This window comes from Methanobrevibacter smithii ATCC 35061 (assembly GCF_000016525.1).
Classification (GTDB): Archaea; Methanobacteriota; Methanobacteria; order Methanobacteriales; family Methanobacteriaceae; genus Methanocatella; species Methanocatella smithii.
The window spans coordinates 1,043,632-1,062,418 of sequence record NC_009515.1 but is presented as its reverse complement, the minus strand read 5'-3'; the positions used below and the strand labels follow the sequence as shown (position 1 = coordinate 1,062,418).

Sequence of the window (18,787 nt, the reverse complement as noted above, 5' to 3'; positions counted from 1 at the left end):
AAATAGAATAAATAATTTGTTTTATGTTTTTCCTGATAGCTAGTTTTTTTATTGATTCTGATTTTTATCTAACCTACTTGGAAATAATAAAACAATTATTATTTAATCTAATCATCTTTTACTTCGTAATCTGCATCGATTGTGCCGTCATCATCATCTGAGGAATTAGATTGAGCACCTGCATTTGGGTCAGCTTGTTGTTGTGCTTGAGCTTGAGCTTGTGCTTCTTGATAGATTTTAGCACTAATTCCTTGAACTACTTCAGATAATTCATCAGATTTTTCTTTAATAGCAGCAATGTCATCGCCAGCTACAAGATCTCTTAATTCACCAACAAGTTTTTCAACTTTTTCTTTTTCATCGTCACTTACTTTGTCTTTTAATTCTTCTAAAGCTTTTTCGGATGTGTAAATTAAGGAATCTGCATTGTTTCTAACTTCAATTTCTTCTTGTTTTTGTTTATCTGCTTCAGCATTCATTTCAGCTTCTTTAATTTTTTGTTCGATTTCTTCGTCAGATAATTTGGTTGAAGAAGTAATTGTAATAGCTTGTTCTTTACCTGTACCTTTGTCTTTTGCAGATACATTGATTATACCGTTTGCATCAATATCAAAGGTAACTTCAATTTGAGGAACTCCTCTTGGTGCAGGTGGGATACCTACAAGTTGGAATCTTCCAAGTGAGGTGTTGTCTGCAGCCATTTTCCTTTCTCCTTGAAGAACATTAATATCTACAGATGGTTGGTTGTCTGCAGCTGTAGAGAAGATTTGGCTTTTTTTGGTAGGGATTGTTGTGTTCCTTTCAATTAAAGTGGTTGATACTCCACCTAAGGTTTCAATACCTAATGATAATGGAGTTACGTCTAAAAGAACTAAATCTTTAATTTCTCCAGCTAATACTCCACCTTGGATAGCTGCTCCCATTGATACACATTCCATAGGGTCAATACCACGTTCGATTGTTTTGCCGATGAATTTTTCTACATATTTTTGTACAATTGGCATTCTGGTAGGTCCACCAACAAGAATGATTTTATCAATGTCGGATTTGCTCATTTTAGCATCATCTAATGCTTGTTGCATTGGTTTTCCGGATTTTTTAACAATGTCATCTACTAATTCTTCTAATTTAGCTCTTGTAAGACTTACGATTAAGTTTTTAGGAGATCCGTCTTTACCCATTGTAATGAATGGTAAGTTTACTTCAGTAGTTAAGGTAGTGGATAATTCGATTTTTGCTTTTTCAGCAGCTTCTCTTAACCTTTGTACAGCTTGATCATCATCCATAAGGTTAATTCCGTTTTCTTTTTCGAATTCATCAGATAAGTATTTTAAAAGAACATTATCCATATCGGTACCACCTAACTGGGTGTCCCCACTAGTGGATTTTACTTCAAATATTCCTCCACCGAATTCCATGATGGTTACATCTAAGGTACCTCCACCTAAATCGTATACCATGATATTTACATCATCATCTTCCTGTTTATCGATACCATAAGCTAAACTTGCAGCGGTAGGTTCGTTTACAAGTCTTACAACATCTAATCCTGCAATAGTTCCAGCATCTTTTGTTGCAGTCCTTTGGTTGTCGTCAAAGTAAGCAGGTACGGTAATAACAGCTTTTTCAACTTTTTCATCTAAGAAAGATTCTGCATCTTTTTTAATTTTTTGCAAGATGAATGCAGAGATTTCTTGTGGTGAATATTGTTTGCCGTGGATTGTAACTTTGTAATCAGTTCCCATACTTCTTTTGATTGCACTGATAGTGTTTTCCGGGTTGGTTACAGCTTGTCTTCTAGCAGGTTCTCCTACTAACATTTGACCGTCATCAGTAAATGCAACATAACTTGGGAATGCTTTACCGTATTGGCTTGCACCTTCTGCAGATGGTACTACAGTTGGTTTACCTCCAACAAGTACAGATGCTGCAGAGTTACTTGTTCCTAAATCAATACCTATAATTTTTTCTTTTTTAGTATCAGACATAATTAATCACCTTTATTTTTTGATTGTATAATAATTTAATAAACATTATTTTTTACAGACTCTAACTTTAGAGTATTTGATAACTTTACCTTTTAAGGTATATCCTTTCATCAGTTCATCAATAATATATCCATTTTCCACATTTTCATCATTTGCAACCATAAGTGCTTCATGTTTAAATGGATCGAATTTTTCCCCTTTTGCAGGGATTTCTTCTAAACCTTCTTTAGTTAAAACATCTTTAATTTTAGAATATATTAATTCAACACCGTCTCTTAATTCTTTTTCAGTTTTAGAATTTTCAAGTGCTCTTTCTAAATCTTCATAACTGTCTAAGATATTTTTGATAAGTGGTTCATTGGCAAATTTGATGATATCTTTACTTTTTTTCTCGTTGATTTTTTTGAAGTTTTCGAAATCAGCCTGAAGTCTTTGAGATAGTGAAATATACTCTTGAGTTTCTTCTTTTTGTTTTTCAAGGTCTTCATTTATTTTAGCTAATTCTTTATTTTTAGAATCTAATTCTTCAAGAAGTTCATCATATTTTTCCTGAAGAGTTTTAGTTTCTTCTTCTTTTTGGTCTTCATTTTTGTCATTAGCCATTCAGTCACCTTTTCAAATTTTTAAAACTCTTTAAATAACCCTTGTGTAGAGAATTTTTATTTTTGATACTTAATATTGGCATATTTTGGAATTTATGGACATATAGGAAAATGGTTCAAAAAACAAGGGTTATTAATAAGAGTTTTTTGTACCAAATATTAAAGTAACAAAAAGTTATCTTTCTCGTATGTTATTATAGTAACAAAAAGTTATATAAAGGTTTCGGTATAATTTATATTTATGAAAGATACAAACGAATTTGAAAAAAATAAGGACAAATCTAAAAATGTCAATCCACATCCAAATACTGTATCAATCATTGAAATAAATGGTAATTATGAAGATTCAGATTATGGGATTGACAAAGAGGATATACTTGATGTAATGGGCTGTAAAACAAGAAGGGATATCATAAATCTCTTAAGGGAAGAACCAATGTTTGTAAGTGAAATTTCCAATGAACTCAATATTGGTCAAAAAGCAATTATAGAACACCTGAGGGCTATGGAAAACATTGGAATATTAAGTTCTTCATATAAAAAGATTCTTAGAGGTAGACCGCGTAAATATTATGATTTAGATCATGAAGTTAATATTCATATTACTATTAATAAGAATACATTCAATGTAAACTTCAATGAGGATATGCTGAATACACCACAATTGCCTTCTGGTGATGAGTGGTCTAAATTATTGGATATTGAAAAAAGAATTGATAATGGTCAAACAGAAGCTATTTCAGAACTTATGAATCAAATAAGATTATATGAAAATCTTAAAAACAGAGCGGAATATATTTTGGAACGAACTCTTAAAAATAAATAAATTAGCTGTTGTTTGTATCTATTCTTTTTTTTATTTTTTTAATTAAGTTTTGTTTTAGCTACAATGGCCTGGCCTAGTGAAACAGAACCGTCTCCGGCACAGGTATTTTTATGCTGGATGAAATTGTATCCGTTTTCTTCAATGTACTTTTTACAGGTATCGGTTATTGCTTCGTTGTAGAATACTCCTCCTGTAGCTCCAATAACATTGACTCCTTTTTTATCTGCATTTTCAATAGCTATCTGGGACAGTCCTTTTGCTATTGTCTTTTGAGCGGCATTTGCAATATCTGATTTATTTTCTCCTTTTTGATATAGTCTGACAACTTCACGAAGGATTTCACGGGTGTTTAATATGTTGTCTTTAATTTCAAATGGAATTTCAATGTCATTTTTGGAGTAATATGCAACAGATTCCAATTTCATTGAACATTCTCCTTCATATGTTCTGGTGTTGCATATTTCCAGAGCTGCTGAAACAGAGTCCAATACTCTTCCGGTACTTGTTGTAAGGCCAACATTAATTCCGGCTTCCAATTGTCTGTAAATATTTTTAATTTCAGTGTCACCGTATTTGAAATAATCAACATATTTGCTAATTAGATCTTCATCATCTATAATACTTAAAAGCATTCTTATAGGATGTTTGGTGGCCATATCTCCTCCGGGCATTTTATGGGCCTGCAGATGACCTAATCTTTCAAAGTCAGTAATGTTGGTGTATAGGATTTCTCCTCCCCAGCTTGTAGCATCACTTCCATAGCCTACTCCGTCACATGCTATTACAATCATTTCATCGATACCATAATCATTAGCCAGTGCAATACTATGGGCATGATGGTGCTGCACACCTATTACATCACATTCAAATTCATCACTAAATTCATGAGCTAGTTTTGTTGTAAAGAAATGAGGGTGCAAATCACATGCAATTGCATCAAAATAGTTTATTTTAGTGATTCTTTTCATATTTTCAATAGCTTCTTTCATGAATTTTAAAGTTTTTAATTTGTTGGTATTTCCAATATGCTGTGAAGTATAAATCATATGGTCTTTAGCCATTGCAAAGGTAACATCAAGTTCAGGTCCTAAGGCAAGTACATTCAAATCATTTACATCATAATTGATTTTATATGGTTCTGGAGTGTAGCCTCTTGATCTGCGAATAAATGAAAGTGTATCGTTTCTAAATCGGATAACTGAATCATCGCATCTGTTTAAAATTTTACGGTTATGGATTAGGGAATAATCAGAAATTCCATTTAAATTTAGAATTTCTTTATTTGTAATCATCATAGGTTCGCCAGGAGTATTGGCTGAAGTCATAACATATGTGTCGATGTCTCCTTCATCAAAAAGCAGGTAATGCATTGGAGAGTAAGGCAGCATGACTCCGATATTGTGCAAACCTGGAGCTAATGACTCTGGGAAATTGTAATTGTCATTTTTCTTTAAAACAACAATGGGTCTTTTGTTGGAGGTTATGGTTGCAATTTCTTTTTTACTTAATTTGGCATAACCTTTAACACTGTCTAGATCTTTACTCATAACTGCAAAAGCCTGATTTGGACGGTTTAATCGTTTTCTTAACTCTTTGACGGCTTTGTCATTATATGCATCAACTACTAAGTGTGTTCCGCCTATTCCTTTAATGGCTATGATTTTACCTTCCTTTAGTTTATCTGCAGCTACTTTAATAGGATTGTTGCTATTTATTTCTTCCGGACCTTTGTATATTTTCATTTGAGGTCCGCAATCACTGCAGCATATGGCTTCACCATGGTAACGTCTGTTTAGAGGTTCTCCATATTCTTCAAGACAGCTGTCGCACAATGGAAATTCATCCATTGAAGTTCTGACTCTGTCATAAGGAACACTGTCAATAACAGTAAATCTTGGGCCGCAGTCAGTACATGCATTAAAGGGATACTTATAACGTCTGTCTTTTGGATTTCTAATTTCTTCAAGACAGCTGTCGCAGATAGCTATGTCCGGAGGTATTACAGATACTCCTGAAAACTCATCGGAACTTTCAATTATTGTAAAATCGTCAAAACCCTCTCTGGCTATGTCTTCGGTTTTCATAGAATCTATTTTAGCTATCGGGGGCAATTCTTTAGGCAGTCTGTCAATAAATAAGTCAATATTGTCTCCCTCAAGGATTATTTCAACTACATTTCCTAAATTTCTTACATATCCGTTTAAATTCAAATCTTTTGCAAGTCTGTAAATATAAGGTCTGAATCCTACACCCTGAACAATTCCCTGAGTTAAAATCTTTTTTGCCATCATAGTCAATATATATTTAAATATAATTATTGTATAAAATAGTTATGATAATATGAGAGAAATTCTTGAAAAGTTAATCAATGAAGAAATTAGTATTGAGGAATGCGAGAGGCTTTTAAAGGCAGATACTATTTTAGAATTTGATGAAGTTGCTAAATTTGACAAATCACGCTCTTCAAGAACAGGTTTTCCAGAAGCGGTTTTTTCTCCAAGTAAAGATTACGGGGATCTTTTATTGATAATCAATAATTATTTCACCAGTGAAAATCCCGAAAATCTAATTGTAACCAAGTTATCTTCAGAAAGATATGAAAAATTAGCAGATGATTTGGATTTGGAAGGATTTGAATTGGACTATAATAAAAGAGCTCAGATATTGGTAATCAGAAACAGGGAAGTTCCTAAAACCTTAGGTAAGGTGGGTATCATAACTGCGGGAACATCAGATATAAATATTGCAGAAGAAGCACGTGTAATAGTTGAAGAAGGGGGCTGTGAAGCAATAACTTCTTATGATATTGGCGTAGCTGGAATTCATAGACTGTTCCCTCAAATAGCTCACATGATTAAAGAGGGAGTGGAAGTATTAATTGTTTGTGCAGGAATGGAAGGGGCCCTGCCTTCTGTTGTAGCTGGTTTAGTTGATATTCCTGTTATTGGCGTTCCAACATCTGTAGGTTATGGTGTAGGTGAAGGGGGAGTTGTTGCTTTAAACGCAATGCTTCAGTCATGCGCTCCGGGGATAGCTGTTGTAAACATTGATAACGGGTTCGGTGCAGGAGTATTTGCTCTAACTATAATTAAAGGTCGATAAATTGATTTATGAAACATTTGATGCATCCAAACATGACACTAGAAAAGTGGCTAAATTAATCTATGACGTTGATTTTAGAACATTTGACTTGCTGTTTAAGAATTCTGATAAAGCTATTTCAACAATTGAAAAGCAATTAAAAAAAGAGGAATCTCTTGAGGATACCAAAGTTATTTTAGATGATGATAATAATATTATTGGTTTGCTGATATTCTGGATTTCTAAAAAACCTGCATTTTATCATAGTTTAAAGACGGTCAGTTTAAAATTGCTTATTGTTGATATTTTAGACTATTTTGTATTATGCGATGTGGAGAAAGGAGATTTTCATGTTGCAGAATTAGCTATTGATGAATCCCAAAGGGGAAAAGGTTTGGGCAGTAAAGTTTTGGATGATGTAATTGGATATGCTAAATGGAATAATCTAAAAAGAGTAACTCTTGATGCCGATTTCAGAAACACAGGAGCCAAATCATTATATGAAAGAATAGGATTTAAAGAATTCAATAAAAAAAGAGTTAAAATAGGAAGTTTTGAACGCGGAATGCATAATATGGAACTTAAATTATAAGTTCAATGTCTTCTACGTGCAAATTCTTCAAAAATTTCATCTATTTCTATTCCTTTGTAAACAAGGATAAGTAAAGTGTGGAATATTAAATCAACAGATTCATAAACTAAATTCTCATCATTTTTAGCAGCAAGCAATACTTCACCACATTCTTCTGCTACTTTTTCAAGTATTTTATCTTCTGCTTTTTTGTCACTGTCCTGCATTATTTTAGAGGTGTAGGAATCAATAGGATTGTCCCTTCTTTCTTCTAAAACTTTATAAACTTCTCTAATAATTTCCTCTGATGCCATTTAATCACTTTTCTCGTTGTCTTGTATACTTTCTGTAATAGCTATTAATGGATGTTTATCATCATCAATAATTTCAATATCATTGAATGTTTTTATTCCTGCTTTATCTGCTGTTTTTTCCAATCCTAAGCGGATATCTTTGCCTAAATCAATAACATATGCATCGATTGTTTTGCAGCCTAATTGTTTTGCAGCTACTGTTCTGTGATGTCCATCTACCAATATCCACCTGTCTCCAGTTTTAACAACAATTGCAGGTTCAGCTAATCCCATTTTAAGCTCATATGTTCTTCCTTCAAGTTCGTCAGCATAAACTCTGTCTTGAGTAGGCCTTATTTTATCAGTGTCAACTTGCATATGTTTTAAAGTACTTTTAATGCCATATAATTGGTCCATAGTACTTTTAAAGTAATCTACTTTATTTGGGGTGGAACGTTCAATATGTGAACGAACCATATCTGTGTTTGTAATAATTCCTACAATTTCGCCGTTTTCGTTTATGACTGGCATTCGTGAGATGCCTCTTCTGAACATAACTCTGGAAGCATCATTTATACTTAAGTTTTCATTAGCTACTACTAATTTTGTACTCATTATTTCTGAGACATGGTCTGCCCAGTCTTTTACTACAATATCAAAAGAGGTTACCATTCCCACTAGTTTGTTATTTTCTACTACTGGATAGCTATTGTGATCGCTTTCTTTCATTAATTTAATAACTTCTTCTGTTGTTGTTTGTGGTGATACTGTAACAACATTTTTAGTCATATAATCTTTGACCAACGATTTACTTTTAGCCATAGTTTCCCTCCGATTTTATTCTATGTTTTCTTTTAAGATTTTAACAGTTTCTCCAGGGTCTGCTTTTCCTCTTGTTAATCTCATAACTTGGCCGACAAGGAAATTAAGTGAAGATTTTTGTCCTTCCAAGTAATCATTTACAGCTTTTGGATTTTCTTCGATAGCCTGTTTTACTGCAGCTATCACTTCATCATCTTTTACAACACCAAGCAAACCTAATTCTTCAGCTATTGCTTTTGGAGTTTGTTTATTGTTTGGCATATGTTCAATGATTCTTTGACCTGCTTTGGTGGTTATTTCTTTATTTTGAAGCATTTCTAAAAGTTCTACAATATCTTCAACTAATATTCCGCTATCTGCAAAATCAAGTTTGTTATAGGATAATACTCTTTTAAGTTCATCTCTCATCCACATTGAAGCAAATTTAGGATCCACTTGTTTAGCTACTGCTTCATAAGCTATAGCCAGGTCAAGTTCTGAAGTTAACACTTTAGCAGATTCTGCATCAATTCCATATTCTTCAGTAAATCTTCTTACTTTATTGTGCGGTGCTTCAGGCATTATTTCTAAAACATTTTCAATTTGAGCATCGGAGATTTCCATTGGTGGCAAATCAGGATCTGGAATGAATCTGTAATCATCAGCATCTTCTTTTAACCTCATACCTACAGTAATCATCTGAGATTCAAGGTATGCACGTGTTTCTTGTTTGATTTCAACTCCTCTTTTCATAAGGTTTTTCTGTCTAACAAGTTCAAATTTCAATGCTTTGTAAGCTCCTTTAATGGAGTTGATGTTTTTCATTTCTACTCTGTTTCCACCTTCAATAGAGATGTTTACATCAGCTCTCATAGTACCTTCTCCACGAGCTCCTCCACTATATTGCAATACACGGATGAGCTCTTTTAAGAAGGTTCTTGCTTCTTCAGGAGATTTTATATCCGGTTCTGTAACAATCTCAATTAAAGGAATTCCGGAACGGTTAAAATCAACAGTACCTCTGTCAGGTTTGTATTGGCCAGGGTCTTCTTCCATATGGATTTCTCTGATTCTGACTCCATTTAGTTCTCCTTCGTAACCGATAGGTACTGAAGTTCTTTGGTATCCTGAAGGCAAATCAGGATAATCGTAATGTTTTCTCATGAAGTAGGTGAAACCTTTATCGATTTTACAGTTAAGCATTAAAGAAATCATTAATGCATTTTCAATTGCTTTTTCATTTGTTGGATATGGTTTAGCACCTGGTTGATTTAAACAAACTGGACAGATGTTTGAGTTTGCTGGTGCTTCCTTATAATTTGTTGGACAATCACAAAATAATTTTGATTCAGTTTCTAATTGTACGTGGATTTCAAGTCCACACATCATATTGACACTAATAATAATTCCTCCAATTTTTTGGAAAATCAAAATAGATTTATATTATATAAGTATTTATAATAATAGATTAATAAATATTTGTGATTTTTATGTCTGATGAAGTTTTATTTACACAAAAATTAGTGTCAAAAGATAATGACAATAAAGTAACTATTGAGTGGATGGTTGAAAACAATACTAGGGGATTAATAGAAAATGCATTGGCACTATCCCAGTGTTATACTCATGATTTTGGAAACTTTGAAGATGGTGAGGTCAAATCAATTATTTTTGATGTAGAACTTCCGTCTGATGAAAGTTTAAAAATGGATTTTGGTGATGATGCAGTAATTCCGGATAAAATTACATTTGGTGGTGCTTCTTTAACTTATAGGGCTAATGGAGTTTCATTTAAAACAAAATCTAATACATTGGAAATTTAATATTTGTTTTTTAAAGATTCCTTTATATATCTTTTAATAAATTTATTTAGTTCTGGATCAACATTGCTTTCCGGATTTCCAAGTTGTTTTTTGTCAGTGAATGTTCCTTTAAGTTGACGTCCGGACCATTTAACTTCTTCTTCCACTCTTTTTCCATATTTTGTTCCAAACATTTTAAATAATGGGAATTTGGTTATTCCATTGGCTCCGCTTAAAATAAGAATACCTATGTTGGCCAGATTATCAATCCATGTTCCGCATATTATTGTAATGTCCGGAAATGTTAATCTGATTTTAGACACTACCTGGGCATAATAAAGTGAAGCTGGCTGTGAGCTGTTTGCATATGCGGTTTCTTTATGTGAGTTTAATGAGTAGAATATTACTCTGTCAATTTTGTGATCTTTAATATAATCAATTAAATAATCAACATCATCTAATGTTTCTCCAAGGCCTAAAATCACCGTAATAGCTTTTTGGAATCCCAAATCTCCAGCTACATCTAACATATTGCTTATTTTATCTAATGATTTACTTGGACATACTTTTTGATGTAATTCAGGATTAGCTACTTCAACAGCTCCGGTAATTCCTTTTATTTCTGAACCATATTCTTCTAACTCGTCTGTAATTCCTGTATTTAACCAAACACTGTCTCCAGTGATGTTTTTGATGGTGGTTGCTATTTCTTTAATTTCTGCAGTTGTAAATGACTTGTAACCGCCTGAAAGGAATTCAATATTCCAATTTAGGCGTTTACACATTTCTGCTTCAGCATATATATTGTGTACATTACGTCTAGCTTTAGTGGGGTCTTTAATTTTATCTTTTTGAGTAGACATGTAACAAAAAGCACAGTCTCCTTTATCGCACCACCAGGAAAGGAATATTGCTCTTTCAAGACTAATTTCATTACCATGTTTTTTTAGTGTGGTTTCATTTGCCTTTTTTATTAAATCAAATATGTCAGAATCCATTTTAATCATTATTCTTTATTGTTTGTTTTAATATTAATAGTTAAAGTTATATATTAGTTTATCCAAACTATATTATAGTTTGCTTCTAATTTTATTTAGATGTAATTTAATCAAAACATTTATATAGTATGAAAATCAAACTAATTAATACTGTTTGAAGTCTTTTGATTTGAATGGGTTTATTTGGTTAAGACTGGTGGGTACTCACATGCCATCGTAGCTCAGTAGGTAGAGCGTTCGGCTGTTAACCGATTGGTCACAGGTTCGAGCCCTGTCGATGGCGCTTTTGGGCCCATAGCTTAGCCAGGTAGAGCGTCCGGCTCATAACCGGAAGGCCATGGGTTCGAACCCCATTGGGCCCATTTCAATTAAATTATGTCATTTGTTGCTCCGGTGGTGTAGTCCGGCCAATCATTTCGGCCTTTCGAGCCGAAGACTCGGGTTCGAATCCCGGCCGGAGCATTTAAAAACTTGTTAAGATTTTTAATGGTTTCTATGTATCCTTTCTTTTTGTATAAGCGGGGGTGCCCGAGAGGCCAAAGGGGACAGGCTTAGGACCTGTTGACGCAGGTCTACCAGGGTTCAAATCCCTGCTCCCGCATTCTAACAATTTTTTATTTATTTCTTATGCCGGGGTAGGGTAGGCGGTCATCCTACGGGACTGTGGATCCTGTGACTCGGGTTCAAATCTCGGCCCCGGCCCCATTATTAAAAACTATTTTTTATGAGATTATTTCTATGGCTAAAAAAGGGTCTGCTGAAGAAAGAGATTTAGTGCATAAACTTTGGGAAAGAGATTTTGCAGCTATGAGAGCTCCAGCTTCTGGAGGTGCAACTAAAAAACCTTTACCTGATGTTGTAGCAGGAAACGGTAAATTATATTTAGCTATTGAAGTTAAAACTACAACTAAAGATAAAATTTACATAGATTTTCCTCAAATTGATGCATTATGTGAGTTTTCTGAAAAATTCGGTGCTAAACCATATATTGGAGTTAAATTTAAGTACACAAAATGGTTATTTTTAGAACCTGAAAAAACTCCACGTACCAAAAGCGATAATTATAAAATTGAAAAAGATTTTGCCCTAGAAAAAGCTTTGGAAATTGATGAAATTACCGGCATTGATAGGCAAATGAAATTTTGATAATAACATTTATATAGTAATTAAATCATATTAATAATAGTATGTTATTATGACATATCTGTTGGGGTTATAGTGTAACCTGGCATCATCTGGGACTCCAGTTGTCTTTGAAGAAAATATACGCGTAACTGAGCAGTATCCGTTGTGATGATCAATTGGAGTACTGAGGCAAGAGACATCCCAGGATCGGGGTTCAAATCCCTGTGACCCCATTTTTATAAAAAACTATTTTTAAATATTATAATTTCAATACTATTTTTATGAATTCTAAAGATATTATATGGATTCCAGGTTATAATTTAGATTCTAACTGTTATCTGATTGATGATATGTTAGTTGATACTGGAGCCGGAGATAATAAAGAATACCTTTTTTCTAAACTTAAAGAACATGATGTCAATCCTGAAGATATTAAATTAATTGTTAACACACACTGTCATTTTGATCATGTTAATGGTAATTGTTTTTTCCCTAATGCTAAAATAGCTATTCATAAAATTGATGCAATCGCTTTAATGGAAGATGATAATCCTGATACTGTAGCCAGTCATTTTGGCCATGAAATTAAATGCCATAAAGTGGATATTGAATTGGAAGAAGGGGATAAAATAAAGGATTTTGAAGTTATTCATACTCCAGGTCATTCTAAAGGAGCTATCTGTTTGTGGGATGGTGAAAATCTAATTAGTGGAGATACAGTATTTGGTCATGGTGGTGTTGGCAGAACTGACATTGGAGGCAGTTTTTCTGATTTGAAAAAATCTGTAGAAAAACTGAAAAAATTAGATGTTAAAACAATCTATCCTGGTCATGGGATGATTGACAATAATGGGAAAAAGAGTATTGAAATGTCTTATTCTCTTTTTTAAATTATTTTTCTAATTTTTTAGCTACTTTTTTAAATGCTCCTCTTTTTACAAGAACAGTAACTTTTTCGCCTCGCCTTATAACGCTATCTGTTTGTGGTATTACCAGTTTGCCTTTTTGATATGTGGCAATTATAATGTAATCTTTTGTTGGTGATATTTCCCCCATTTTCTTTCCAACAACCTTGTCATTGGTTATGGTCATATCGAAGATTTCAGCATCTCCTTCGCCAAGTGTAATTAGGTCTGCAACATTAGGTCTTGTTACAAGTTTTTCTAAAAGTCCTGCAGCTGTAACTTCCGGACTGATTACATTGTCTATTCCGACTTCCATAAACGCTTCTTCGTGGTCAGGATTACTTACTCTGGCAATAATTGTTGGAACATTATATTTTTTAACTAAAATACAGGATAATAGGTTTGCTTCATCATTTCCAGTTGTAGCTATGAAAAAGTCTGCATCTTCAATATTGGTTTCTTCTAATAATTTTGAACTAGTTCCATTTCCACATATTACAAGTGCATCAAGTTCTGCAGCTACTTCTGAGCATAATGATTCGTCACTTTCAATTAAAGTGATGTCGTGTCCATCTTCTATTAATAAATTTGCAAGGTTAAGGCCTACACGACCTCCACCCATTATTATAATATACATTTCAATTCTCCCTCTTTGTAATACATTAAATTTATTTTTGAATATTATAAATATTTTCATTTTTTAAATATTTCAAAAATAGCTCTGAATAGGACCAGCACAGGATAAATTTCCAGTCTTCCTACCCACATGTTTAAAACAGATACTATTTTTAAAACAGGATTAAGAGTATTGTTCAATACTCCAATATCCAATCCGTTGTTTCCTTGGAGGGATATTATACTAAATAAACTGTCGAATGGTGGATATCCATAAAAACAAAATATAATCCAGGTTATTGCAATGATGACAAGGTATAATGTTATAAAGTTCCCGGTTTTTCCTATTTCTTTTTCGGACACTCTTCTTCCAGATATTTTAATAGGGATTACTCTGCCGTCTGGTGAAAGGATTTCTTTTATGTGTCTGTAAATAGCTTTAACATAAGTTATTACTCTGTAAAGTTTAATTGCACCTACGGTAGATCCGCTAGAACCACCCATTAACATCAAAATCATCAGGATAACTAATATAAATGATGGCCATCCTGCCATGGTGGAAGCCAGTTGGACATTAGCTCCTGTTGTGGTAATTGATGAGGTAACTGTAAATAAAAGGTCAATCGGCACAATATGAGATGCTAGATAAAGAATTATTGTAACAAAAGTGATTATACAGATTAATGTTTTAAATTGTAAATCCTGAATTAATGATTTTCCTTTTGTTTTGATAATTTTATAATGTGCTAAAAAGCTTGTAGCTCCTAAAATCATCAATACAATTGAAATAAGATAAATCAGGTCATTGTGATAATATCCGATATTTGCATTTTTAACACTCATTCCGCCGGTTGCAATCATACAAAAGGTATTACAAATAGAATCAAAAGTCGGCATTCCGGCTAAATGATATAGTATAATTCCAACTATGGTATAAATCAGGTAAATTTCAATGGTTTTTTTAAGTGTGGTTTTAACACTTGGTTTCAGGCGTTCTTCACGGGCTTCAGATTGGTATAATTTGGCAGTTGCTGTACCTGGTCTTGTTAAAACACCGATTACCATAACTACCACTCCTAATCCTCCAACCCATTGTTCAAATGCTCTAAAAAATAATATGCTGTGGGGCAATATTTCAACATTATCAAACATTGTTATTCCGGTACCTGTTAATGCTGAGGTACTTTCAAAAATACCGTTTAAAAAATCAGTTCCTGTTGCAAGTGAGATTACGACTCCTCCAACAATACATGCCCACATCCAGGCAATTGATGAAATCATCATTCCGTGTTTCAGTTTCATCTTGCTGCGGGAGTATTTGTCAAGAGTTTTCATACATATGTATCCTAAAATAACTGAAAAAACTCCAGGAATAATAAAACAGCTATAGTTAAATTCGAAATAGATTAAATCGATAAGTAATGGGGATAAGCACATTAATCCCACACAAATCATCACTACTCCGGAATATCTTGTAACTATGCAAAGATCTGTTTTAGTTATATATTTCATCATTTTATGTTTTTGAATAAATAGCTATATAAATATTAACTAGCAAATCTAAAATAAGTATATTCTATATTAGTTGTGTGAAATCATGAAACATAAATCATTAATATTTCTATTTATCAGTTTTCTTATTTTGGGAGTCATGCTCTGGTTTGTAGGGATAGGTGATATATTAGGAGCTTTAAAAATAGCTAATTTGTGGTTCATTGCATTAGCTGTTTTAATTCAGGTTTTTACTTATTATTTATACACTTTGCGTTGGCAAATCATTAACAAGATGGATGGTATTGAAATATCTATTAAGGAATTATTTCCTATTGTTATGGTTGGTTTAGCTACAAATAATATTACTCCTGCTGGAAGAGGTGGTGGAGAACCTGTAAGGGCATATATCCTGTCCAGAGATAAAGGATATCCGATGGAAGAGACCTTTGCAACTGTTGTAGCTGATAAAGCTTTAGACACTTTTCCATTTGTTTTCTTGGCTATTTTGACAATTATTGGAATCACTTTCTACTTTAAGCTGGATTTATGGATTTTAATATTGATGATTGTTGCAGTAATAGCTATTGTGGCTTGTTTAATTTTACTTATATATATGTCTGTAAATCCAAAATTCGGTAAAAAGGTTGATAATTGGATTATTGGATTAATTAGAAGATTTTATAAGAAAAATTCAGATGAATTGGAACAAAAGGTACACACTGTAATTGGCGGGTTCCAGGATACAATGAAACTTGTAATTTCTGATAAAAGGATTTTGCATTATGCTCTGCCTTTGTCATTTATCATATGGATATTTGAGATTTTAAGGGTTTATGTTGTGTTTTTAGCATTTGGAGCTCATGTAAGTCCGATTATTATTGGTGAAGTATTTATTATGGCATCATTAATAGGTATGATTCCACTGTTACCTGGTGGACTTGGAGCTGTAGATGGAGTAATGATTTTATTTTACTCAACAGCAGGAATATCTGCTTCATTAAGTGCAGCTGCCACTGTTATTGAAAGGTTAATTTCATTCTGGTTAGCTACTGTAATTGGTATGCTGATTTTACCTCATTATGGCTCTTCAGTTCTTGATAAAATTTCATTAAGTTCAAAATCCGATGATGAATCTGATGATGAACTGCTGGAATAAGTCACTTTCAAAAACTTGTGTGATTTGAATTTTCACTAGTTTTTGAGTCACGAATTTTTTTCGTTCTATTTTTTCTTTATTTTTAATTTAAAAGCAGTAAAATTAATATATTAAGTGGAGCTAATATATTAATATGTCTAGTATCAAAATAAAAGCTCCATATGAATTTATGGAGTCAAAACAATTTAAACTTTTCGATTTTGTTCCTGAGTTTTCTGAATTCCGTCAATTTGATGATCTTTCTCGATTTGGTTGCGAAAATATTGAGAATAATCTTATCAGATTGGAAAAAAGAGGTAAAATACATTTTGAGAATAGAGTTGCAATTTGTCCATCTTGTAAATCACATAATGCTGTTAAAAATGGTACTTATGAACGTAAACTTATTTTTTTAAGAATTGGAGAACAAATTTGCACTATTCAAAAATATAAGTGCATAAAATGCGGTAAAGTCTTTTATACTGATTTATTATCTCTTGTTTATTCTAATTCAAATATTACATTGCCTGTTATTGAATGTATTGAGAATTTATATCAAATTTATGGAGCAGGGCTCCATAAAATACGATTTGATTTAAAACAACAACATAACATTGAAATCTCACATCAAAGCATTGAAAACATCTTATTGAACTCTAATTATCAATTTAACTATGATAATTGGACTTATTCTGGATATTACTTATTTGATAGTCTTTGGGTTAAAATTAATGGTGAATGGAACTATATTTTAGCCTTATTCGACGTTAAATTGAATACTATCGTTTCCGTCAAATTGGTCGAATCAGAAGATTCTAAGACCATTTATCAATTTTTAAACGAATCTCTAAGAAATCAGAAAAAAATATCAATAGGCACAGACTTAAAACACGAATATCGTGAAGCCATCGATAAATTAAAAGTAAAACACCATTTCTGCAAATTTCACGTGAAACAAGCAGTAAACAAAAGATTTAAAGATTACTTTGACAAAAATCCATTATCTGAAGACGAAAAAGACATATTAAATTGTTTAAAACAGGACATTTATAAAATATTGGATGCAAAAGACTTAAATACTGCTAAAGAACTTAGAAACGAATTAATAAACAAAAAATATACAAAAAACAAGTTCACAAACAAAATTCTTTGGAAATTCATCATTCCTTACTTCAAAAAATTAACGACACACCTGGAAAACACGAACATCCCATCAACAAACAATAAAATCGAAAATATCTTCCAAAAAGTATTCCCAAAACACATAAAAAGAACAATGAAAATAGAACAAGGACTTCTAGCCAGATTCATGCTAAAACTAAATTATTGGAATTTAAACAATGAAAAAGAAAAAAATCACACAAGTTTTTGAAAGAGCCTGGAATAATTAAATAGAAAACTTTATTTTATTTACTTTCTATATTTTTTAGTATAGCAAAAATTAATTTTTTGTAAAATATTTGGTGAAAATATGGAAATTAATGGCGTAGAAATTAAAGATAATTATGCAGAAGGTTTTGGAATTAAAGTAACTAGAATTTTAGTTACAGCAGCTACTAAAAGATTAGCTAAAATTGCAGCTACTGAAGCTACTGGATACGGAACTTCTGTTATTGGATGTCCTGCAGAAGCAGGTATTGACTGTTACGTACCACCAACTGAAACTCCTGACGGAAGGCCAGGTTATGTAATTATGCTCTGTCAAGGATCTAAAAAACAATTAGACCACGAACTCCTTGAAAGAATAGGTATGTGTATTTTAACTGCACCAACTACTGCAGCATTCAATGTTCTTGATGACGCTGATGAAGAACTCAAAACTGGTTTCAAATTAAAATTCTTCGGTGACGGATTTGAAGATGAATTAGAAATCGACGGTAGAAAAATGCATTCTATCCCAATTATGTCTGGTGATTTCTTAGTAGAATCTACTTTTGGTTTCAAAGCTGGTGTAGCTGGTGGAAACTTCTTTATCTTAGCTGAAAATCAAATGGCTGGTGTAATGGCTGCTGAAGCTGCTGTTGATGCTATTTCAGCTGTTGAAGGTGTAATCACTCCTTTCCCTGGAGGTATGGTTGCTTCAGGTTCTAAAGTAGGTTGTAACAATTACAAATTCTTAAACGCATCTACCAACGAAAAAATGTGTGTAACTTTAAAAGACAAAGTTGATTCTGACATCAGAGAAGATGCTAATGGTGTATTTGAAATCGTTATTGATGGTATTGATGAAGAATCAGTACGTGCTGCAATGAAAGCAGGTATTGAAGCAGCATGTAATGTTCCTGGAGTATTAGAAATCGATGCTGGTAACTTCGGTGGAAACTTAGGAGCTTACAAAATCAACTTACAAGATTTATTCTAAGGGCATTATCCCTTTTTTCTATTTTTTTTATTTTAATTTTCTTATTCTTGAATATTTACTCGTTTTTTAAAAATTGCTCTCACTTTGAAATATTGTTTTCAAATCCAAGTGAAATTATATATTTAACATGAGATATAAGATATTTTGGAGCATGTAATGGTGTTATTGCATGCTCTGTGTTTGCAGATA

General features: G+C 32.7%; 18 protein-coding genes and 6 tRNA genes. 15 read left to right on the top strand and 9 right to left on the bottom strand.

The window, feature by feature from the left end; translation table 11 throughout:
* Positions 1 to 107: 107 nt before the first annotated feature.
* Positions 108 to 1,988, bottom strand: a complete 1,881-nt coding sequence (gene dnaK / locus MSM_RS05595) for a molecular chaperone DnaK (RefSeq protein WP_011954292.1) — start codon at positions 1,986 to 1,988, stop codon at positions 108 to 110.
* Between the two features lie 45 nt (positions 1,989 to 2,033).
* Positions 2,034 to 2,591, bottom strand: a complete 558-nt coding sequence (grpE, locus tag MSM_RS05590) for a nucleotide exchange factor GrpE (RefSeq protein WP_004032829.1) — start codon at positions 2,589 to 2,591, stop codon at positions 2,034 to 2,036.
* A 240-nt stretch (positions 2,592 to 2,831) separates the two neighbouring features.
* On the opposite strand from grpE, the gene MSM_RS05585 reads away from it, so the two are divergent.
* Positions 2,832 to 3,416 (top strand): ArsR/SmtB family transcription factor, encoded by a 585-nt coding sequence (locus MSM_RS05585; RefSeq protein ID WP_011954291.1) that lies wholly within the window; start codon positions 2,832 to 2,834, stop codon positions 3,414 to 3,416.
* Positions 3,417 to 3,454: 38 nt separating this feature from the next.
* Here the strand turns inward: MSM_RS05585 and hypF are convergent, their stop codons facing one another.
* The gene (gene hypF / locus MSM_RS05580) at positions 3,455 to 5,707 is read right to left on the bottom strand and encodes a carbamoyltransferase HypF (protein WP_011954290.1); all 2,253 of its coding nucleotides are present in this window, start codon (positions 5,705 to 5,707) and stop codon (positions 3,455 to 3,457) included.
* Positions 5,708 to 5,756: 49 nt separating this feature from the next.
* On the opposite strand from hypF, the gene larB reads away from it, so the two are divergent.
* On the top strand, positions 5,757 to 6,518 hold the full coding sequence (gene larB / locus MSM_RS05575) for a nickel pincer cofactor biosynthesis protein LarB (protein WP_004032832.1): 762 nt from the start codon (positions 5,757 to 5,759) through the stop codon (positions 6,516 to 6,518).
* A 1-nt stretch (position 6,519) separates the two neighbouring features.
* Positions 6,520 to 7,089, top strand: coding sequence for a GNAT family N-acetyltransferase (locus tag MSM_RS05570; protein ID WP_011954289.1), 570 nt, complete (start codon positions 6,520 to 6,522; stop codon positions 7,087 to 7,089).
* Positions 7,090 to 7,091: 2 nt separating this feature from the next.
* On the opposite strand, the gene hisE is transcribed toward MSM_RS05570, so the two are convergent.
* From hisE to gatB, 3 genes are read right to left on the bottom strand one after another with little or no spacing between them, the layout of a single operon-like run.
* A complete protein-coding gene (gene hisE / locus MSM_RS05565; protein WP_004032834.1) occupies positions 7,092 to 7,382 on the bottom strand; it encodes a phosphoribosyl-ATP diphosphatase in 291 nt (96 codons plus the stop codon).
* Complete coding sequence (locus MSM_RS05560) at positions 7,383 to 8,183, bottom strand: CBS domain-containing ParB/RepB/Spo0J family partition protein (RefSeq protein ID WP_004032835.1); 801 nt, start codon at positions 8,181 to 8,183, stop codon at positions 7,383 to 7,385.
* Between the two features lie 15 nt (positions 8,184 to 8,198).
* On the bottom strand, positions 8,199 to 9,551 hold the full coding sequence (gene gatB / locus MSM_RS05555; protein ID WP_004032836.1) for an Asp-tRNA(Asn)/Glu-tRNA(Gln) amidotransferase subunit GatB: 1,353 nt from the start codon (positions 9,549 to 9,551) through the stop codon (positions 8,199 to 8,201).
* Between the two features lie 101 nt (positions 9,552 to 9,652).
* Here gatB and MSM_RS05550 point away from each other — a divergent pair, with 101 nt between their 5' ends.
* On the top strand, positions 9,653 to 9,985 hold the full coding sequence (locus tag MSM_RS05550) for a hypothetical protein (RefSeq protein WP_004035893.1): 333 nt from the start codon (positions 9,653 to 9,655) through the stop codon (positions 9,983 to 9,985).
* Here the strand turns inward: MSM_RS05550 and MSM_RS05545 are convergent.
* Positions 9,982 to 10,971, bottom strand: a complete 990-nt coding sequence (locus MSM_RS05545; protein WP_011954288.1) for a radical SAM protein — start codon at positions 10,969 to 10,971, stop codon at positions 9,982 to 9,984. The two genes, MSM_RS05550 and MSM_RS05545, sit on opposite strands and share 4 nt — an antisense overlap.
* Before the next feature lie 201 nt (positions 10,972 to 11,172).
* Here MSM_RS05545 and MSM_RS05540 point away from each other — a divergent pair.
* From MSM_RS05540 to MSM_RS05510, 8 genes are all read left to right on the top strand, one after another.
* Positions 11,173 to 11,245 (top strand) — tRNA-Asn (locus MSM_RS05540).
* A gap of 5 nt (positions 11,246 to 11,250) precedes the next feature.
* A tRNA-Ile gene (locus MSM_RS05535) sits at positions 11,251 to 11,324 on the top strand.
* A 25-nt stretch (positions 11,325 to 11,349) separates the two neighbouring features.
* Positions 11,350 to 11,424, top strand: a tRNA-Glu gene (locus MSM_RS05530).
* A gap of 56 nt (positions 11,425 to 11,480) precedes the next feature.
* Positions 11,481 to 11,563, top strand: a tRNA-Leu gene (locus MSM_RS05525).
* A gap of 28 nt (positions 11,564 to 11,591) precedes the next feature.
* Positions 11,592 to 11,667 (top strand) — tRNA-His (locus MSM_RS05520).
* A 33-nt stretch (positions 11,668 to 11,700) separates the two neighbouring features.
* On the top strand, positions 11,701 to 12,108 hold the full coding sequence (gene hjc / locus MSM_RS05515) for a Holliday junction resolvase Hjc (RefSeq protein WP_004032839.1): 408 nt from the start codon (positions 11,701 to 11,703) through the stop codon (positions 12,106 to 12,108).
* A gap of 63 nt (positions 12,109 to 12,171) precedes the next feature.
* Positions 12,172 to 12,320: transfer RNA gene (locus MSM_RS09155), tRNA-Trp, on the top strand.
* Positions 12,321 to 12,368: 48 nt separating this feature from the next.
* A complete protein-coding gene (locus MSM_RS05510) occupies positions 12,369 to 12,977 on the top strand; it encodes an MBL fold metallo-hydrolase (RefSeq protein ID WP_004032840.1) in 609 nt (202 codons plus the stop codon).
* A gap of 1 nt (position 12,978) precedes the next feature.
* On the opposite strand, the gene MSM_RS05505 is transcribed toward MSM_RS05510, so the two are convergent.
* Together MSM_RS05505 and MSM_RS05500 are read right to left on the bottom strand one after the other, a co-directional pair.
* The gene (locus MSM_RS05505; RefSeq protein ID WP_011954287.1) at positions 12,979 to 13,629 is read right to left on the bottom strand and encodes a potassium channel family protein; all 651 of its coding nucleotides are present in this window, start codon (positions 13,627 to 13,629) and stop codon (positions 12,979 to 12,981) included.
* A gap of 56 nt (positions 13,630 to 13,685) precedes the next feature.
* Positions 13,686 to 15,122, bottom strand: a complete 1,437-nt coding sequence (locus MSM_RS05500) for a TrkH family potassium uptake protein (protein WP_011954286.1) — start codon at positions 15,120 to 15,122, stop codon at positions 13,686 to 13,688.
* 82 nt (positions 15,123 to 15,204) lie between these two features.
* On the opposite strand from MSM_RS05500, the gene MSM_RS05495 reads away from it, so the two are divergent.
* The 3 genes from MSM_RS05495 to fhcD all read left to right on the top strand — a co-directional run bounded on the left by MSM_RS05495 (position 15,205) and on the right by fhcD (position 18,598).
* Complete coding sequence (locus tag MSM_RS05495) at positions 15,205 to 16,257, top strand: UPF0104 family protein (RefSeq protein ID WP_011954285.1); 1,053 nt, start codon at positions 15,205 to 15,207, stop codon at positions 16,255 to 16,257.
* Between the two features lie 133 nt (positions 16,258 to 16,390).
* Positions 16,391 to 17,608: a DDE-type integrase/transposase/recombinase gene (locus tag MSM_RS05490; protein WP_011953864.1), complete on the top strand. Its 1,218-nt coding sequence runs from the start codon at positions 16,391 to 16,393 to the stop codon at positions 17,606 to 17,608.
* Positions 17,609 to 17,707: 99 nt separating this feature from the next.
* Complete coding sequence (fhcD, locus tag MSM_RS05485) at positions 17,708 to 18,598, top strand: formylmethanofuran--tetrahydromethanopterin N-formyltransferase (RefSeq protein WP_004035887.1); 891 nt, start codon at positions 17,708 to 17,710, stop codon at positions 18,596 to 18,598.
* Positions 18,599 to 18,787 lie beyond the last annotated feature (189 nt).

What these genes read in the sequence shown, in the direction of transcription:
- MSM_RS05545 (WP_011954288.1), bottom strand. Translation starts at nt 10,971, where the DNA reads ATGATTAAAATGGATTCTGACATATTTGATTTAATAAAAAAGGCAAAT.
- MSM_RS05585 (WP_011954291.1), top strand. Translation starts at nt 2,832, where the DNA reads ATGAAAGATACAAACGAATTTGAAAAAAATAAGGACAAATCTAAAAAT.
- MSM_RS05490 (WP_011953864.1), top strand. Translation starts at nt 16,391, where the DNA reads ATGTCTAGTATCAAAATAAAAGCTCCATATGAATTTATGGAGTCAAAA.
- gatB (WP_004032836.1), bottom strand. Translation starts at nt 9,551, where the DNA reads ATGATGTGTGGACTTGAAATCCACGTACAATTAGAAACTGAATCAAAA.
- MSM_RS05495 (WP_011954285.1), top strand. Translation starts at nt 15,205, where the DNA reads ATGAAACATAAATCATTAATATTTCTATTTATCAGTTTTCTTATTTTG.
- larB (WP_004032832.1), top strand. Translation starts at nt 5,757, where the DNA reads ATGAGAGAAATTCTTGAAAAGTTAATCAATGAAGAAATTAGTATTGAG.
- MSM_RS05550 (WP_004035893.1), top strand. Translation starts at nt 9,653, where the DNA reads ATGTCTGATGAAGTTTTATTTACACAAAAATTAGTGTCAAAAGATAAT.
- hjc (WP_004032839.1), top strand. Translation starts at nt 11,701, where the DNA reads ATGGCTAAAAAAGGGTCTGCTGAAGAAAGAGATTTAGTGCATAAACTT.
- MSM_RS05505 (WP_011954287.1), bottom strand. Translation starts at nt 13,629, where the DNA reads ATGTATATTATAATAATGGGTGGAGGTCGTGTAGGCCTTAACCTTGCA.
- MSM_RS05560 (WP_004032835.1), bottom strand. Translation starts at nt 8,183, where the DNA reads ATGGCTAAAAGTAAATCGTTGGTCAAAGATTATATGACTAAAAATGTT.
- MSM_RS05510 (WP_004032840.1), top strand. Translation starts at nt 12,369, where the DNA reads ATGAATTCTAAAGATATTATATGGATTCCAGGTTATAATTTAGATTCT.
- fhcD (WP_004035887.1), top strand. Translation starts at nt 17,708, where the DNA reads ATGGAAATTAATGGCGTAGAAATTAAAGATAATTATGCAGAAGGTTTT.
- dnaK (WP_011954292.1), bottom strand. Translation starts at nt 1,988, where the DNA reads ATGTCTGATACTAAAAAAGAAAAAATTATAGGTATTGATTTAGGAACA.
- hisE (WP_004032834.1), bottom strand. Translation starts at nt 7,382, where the DNA reads ATGGCATCAGAGGAAATTATTAGAGAAGTTTATAAAGTTTTAGAAGAA.
- hypF (WP_011954290.1), bottom strand. Translation starts at nt 5,707, where the DNA reads ATGATGGCAAAAAAGATTTTAACTCAGGGAATTGTTCAGGGTGTAGGA.
- MSM_RS05500 (WP_011954286.1), bottom strand. Translation starts at nt 15,122, where the DNA reads ATGATGAAATATATAACTAAAACAGATCTTTGCATAGTTACAAGATAT.
- grpE (WP_004032829.1), bottom strand. Translation starts at nt 2,591, where the DNA reads ATGGCTAATGACAAAAATGAAGACCAAAAAGAAGAAGAAACTAAAACT.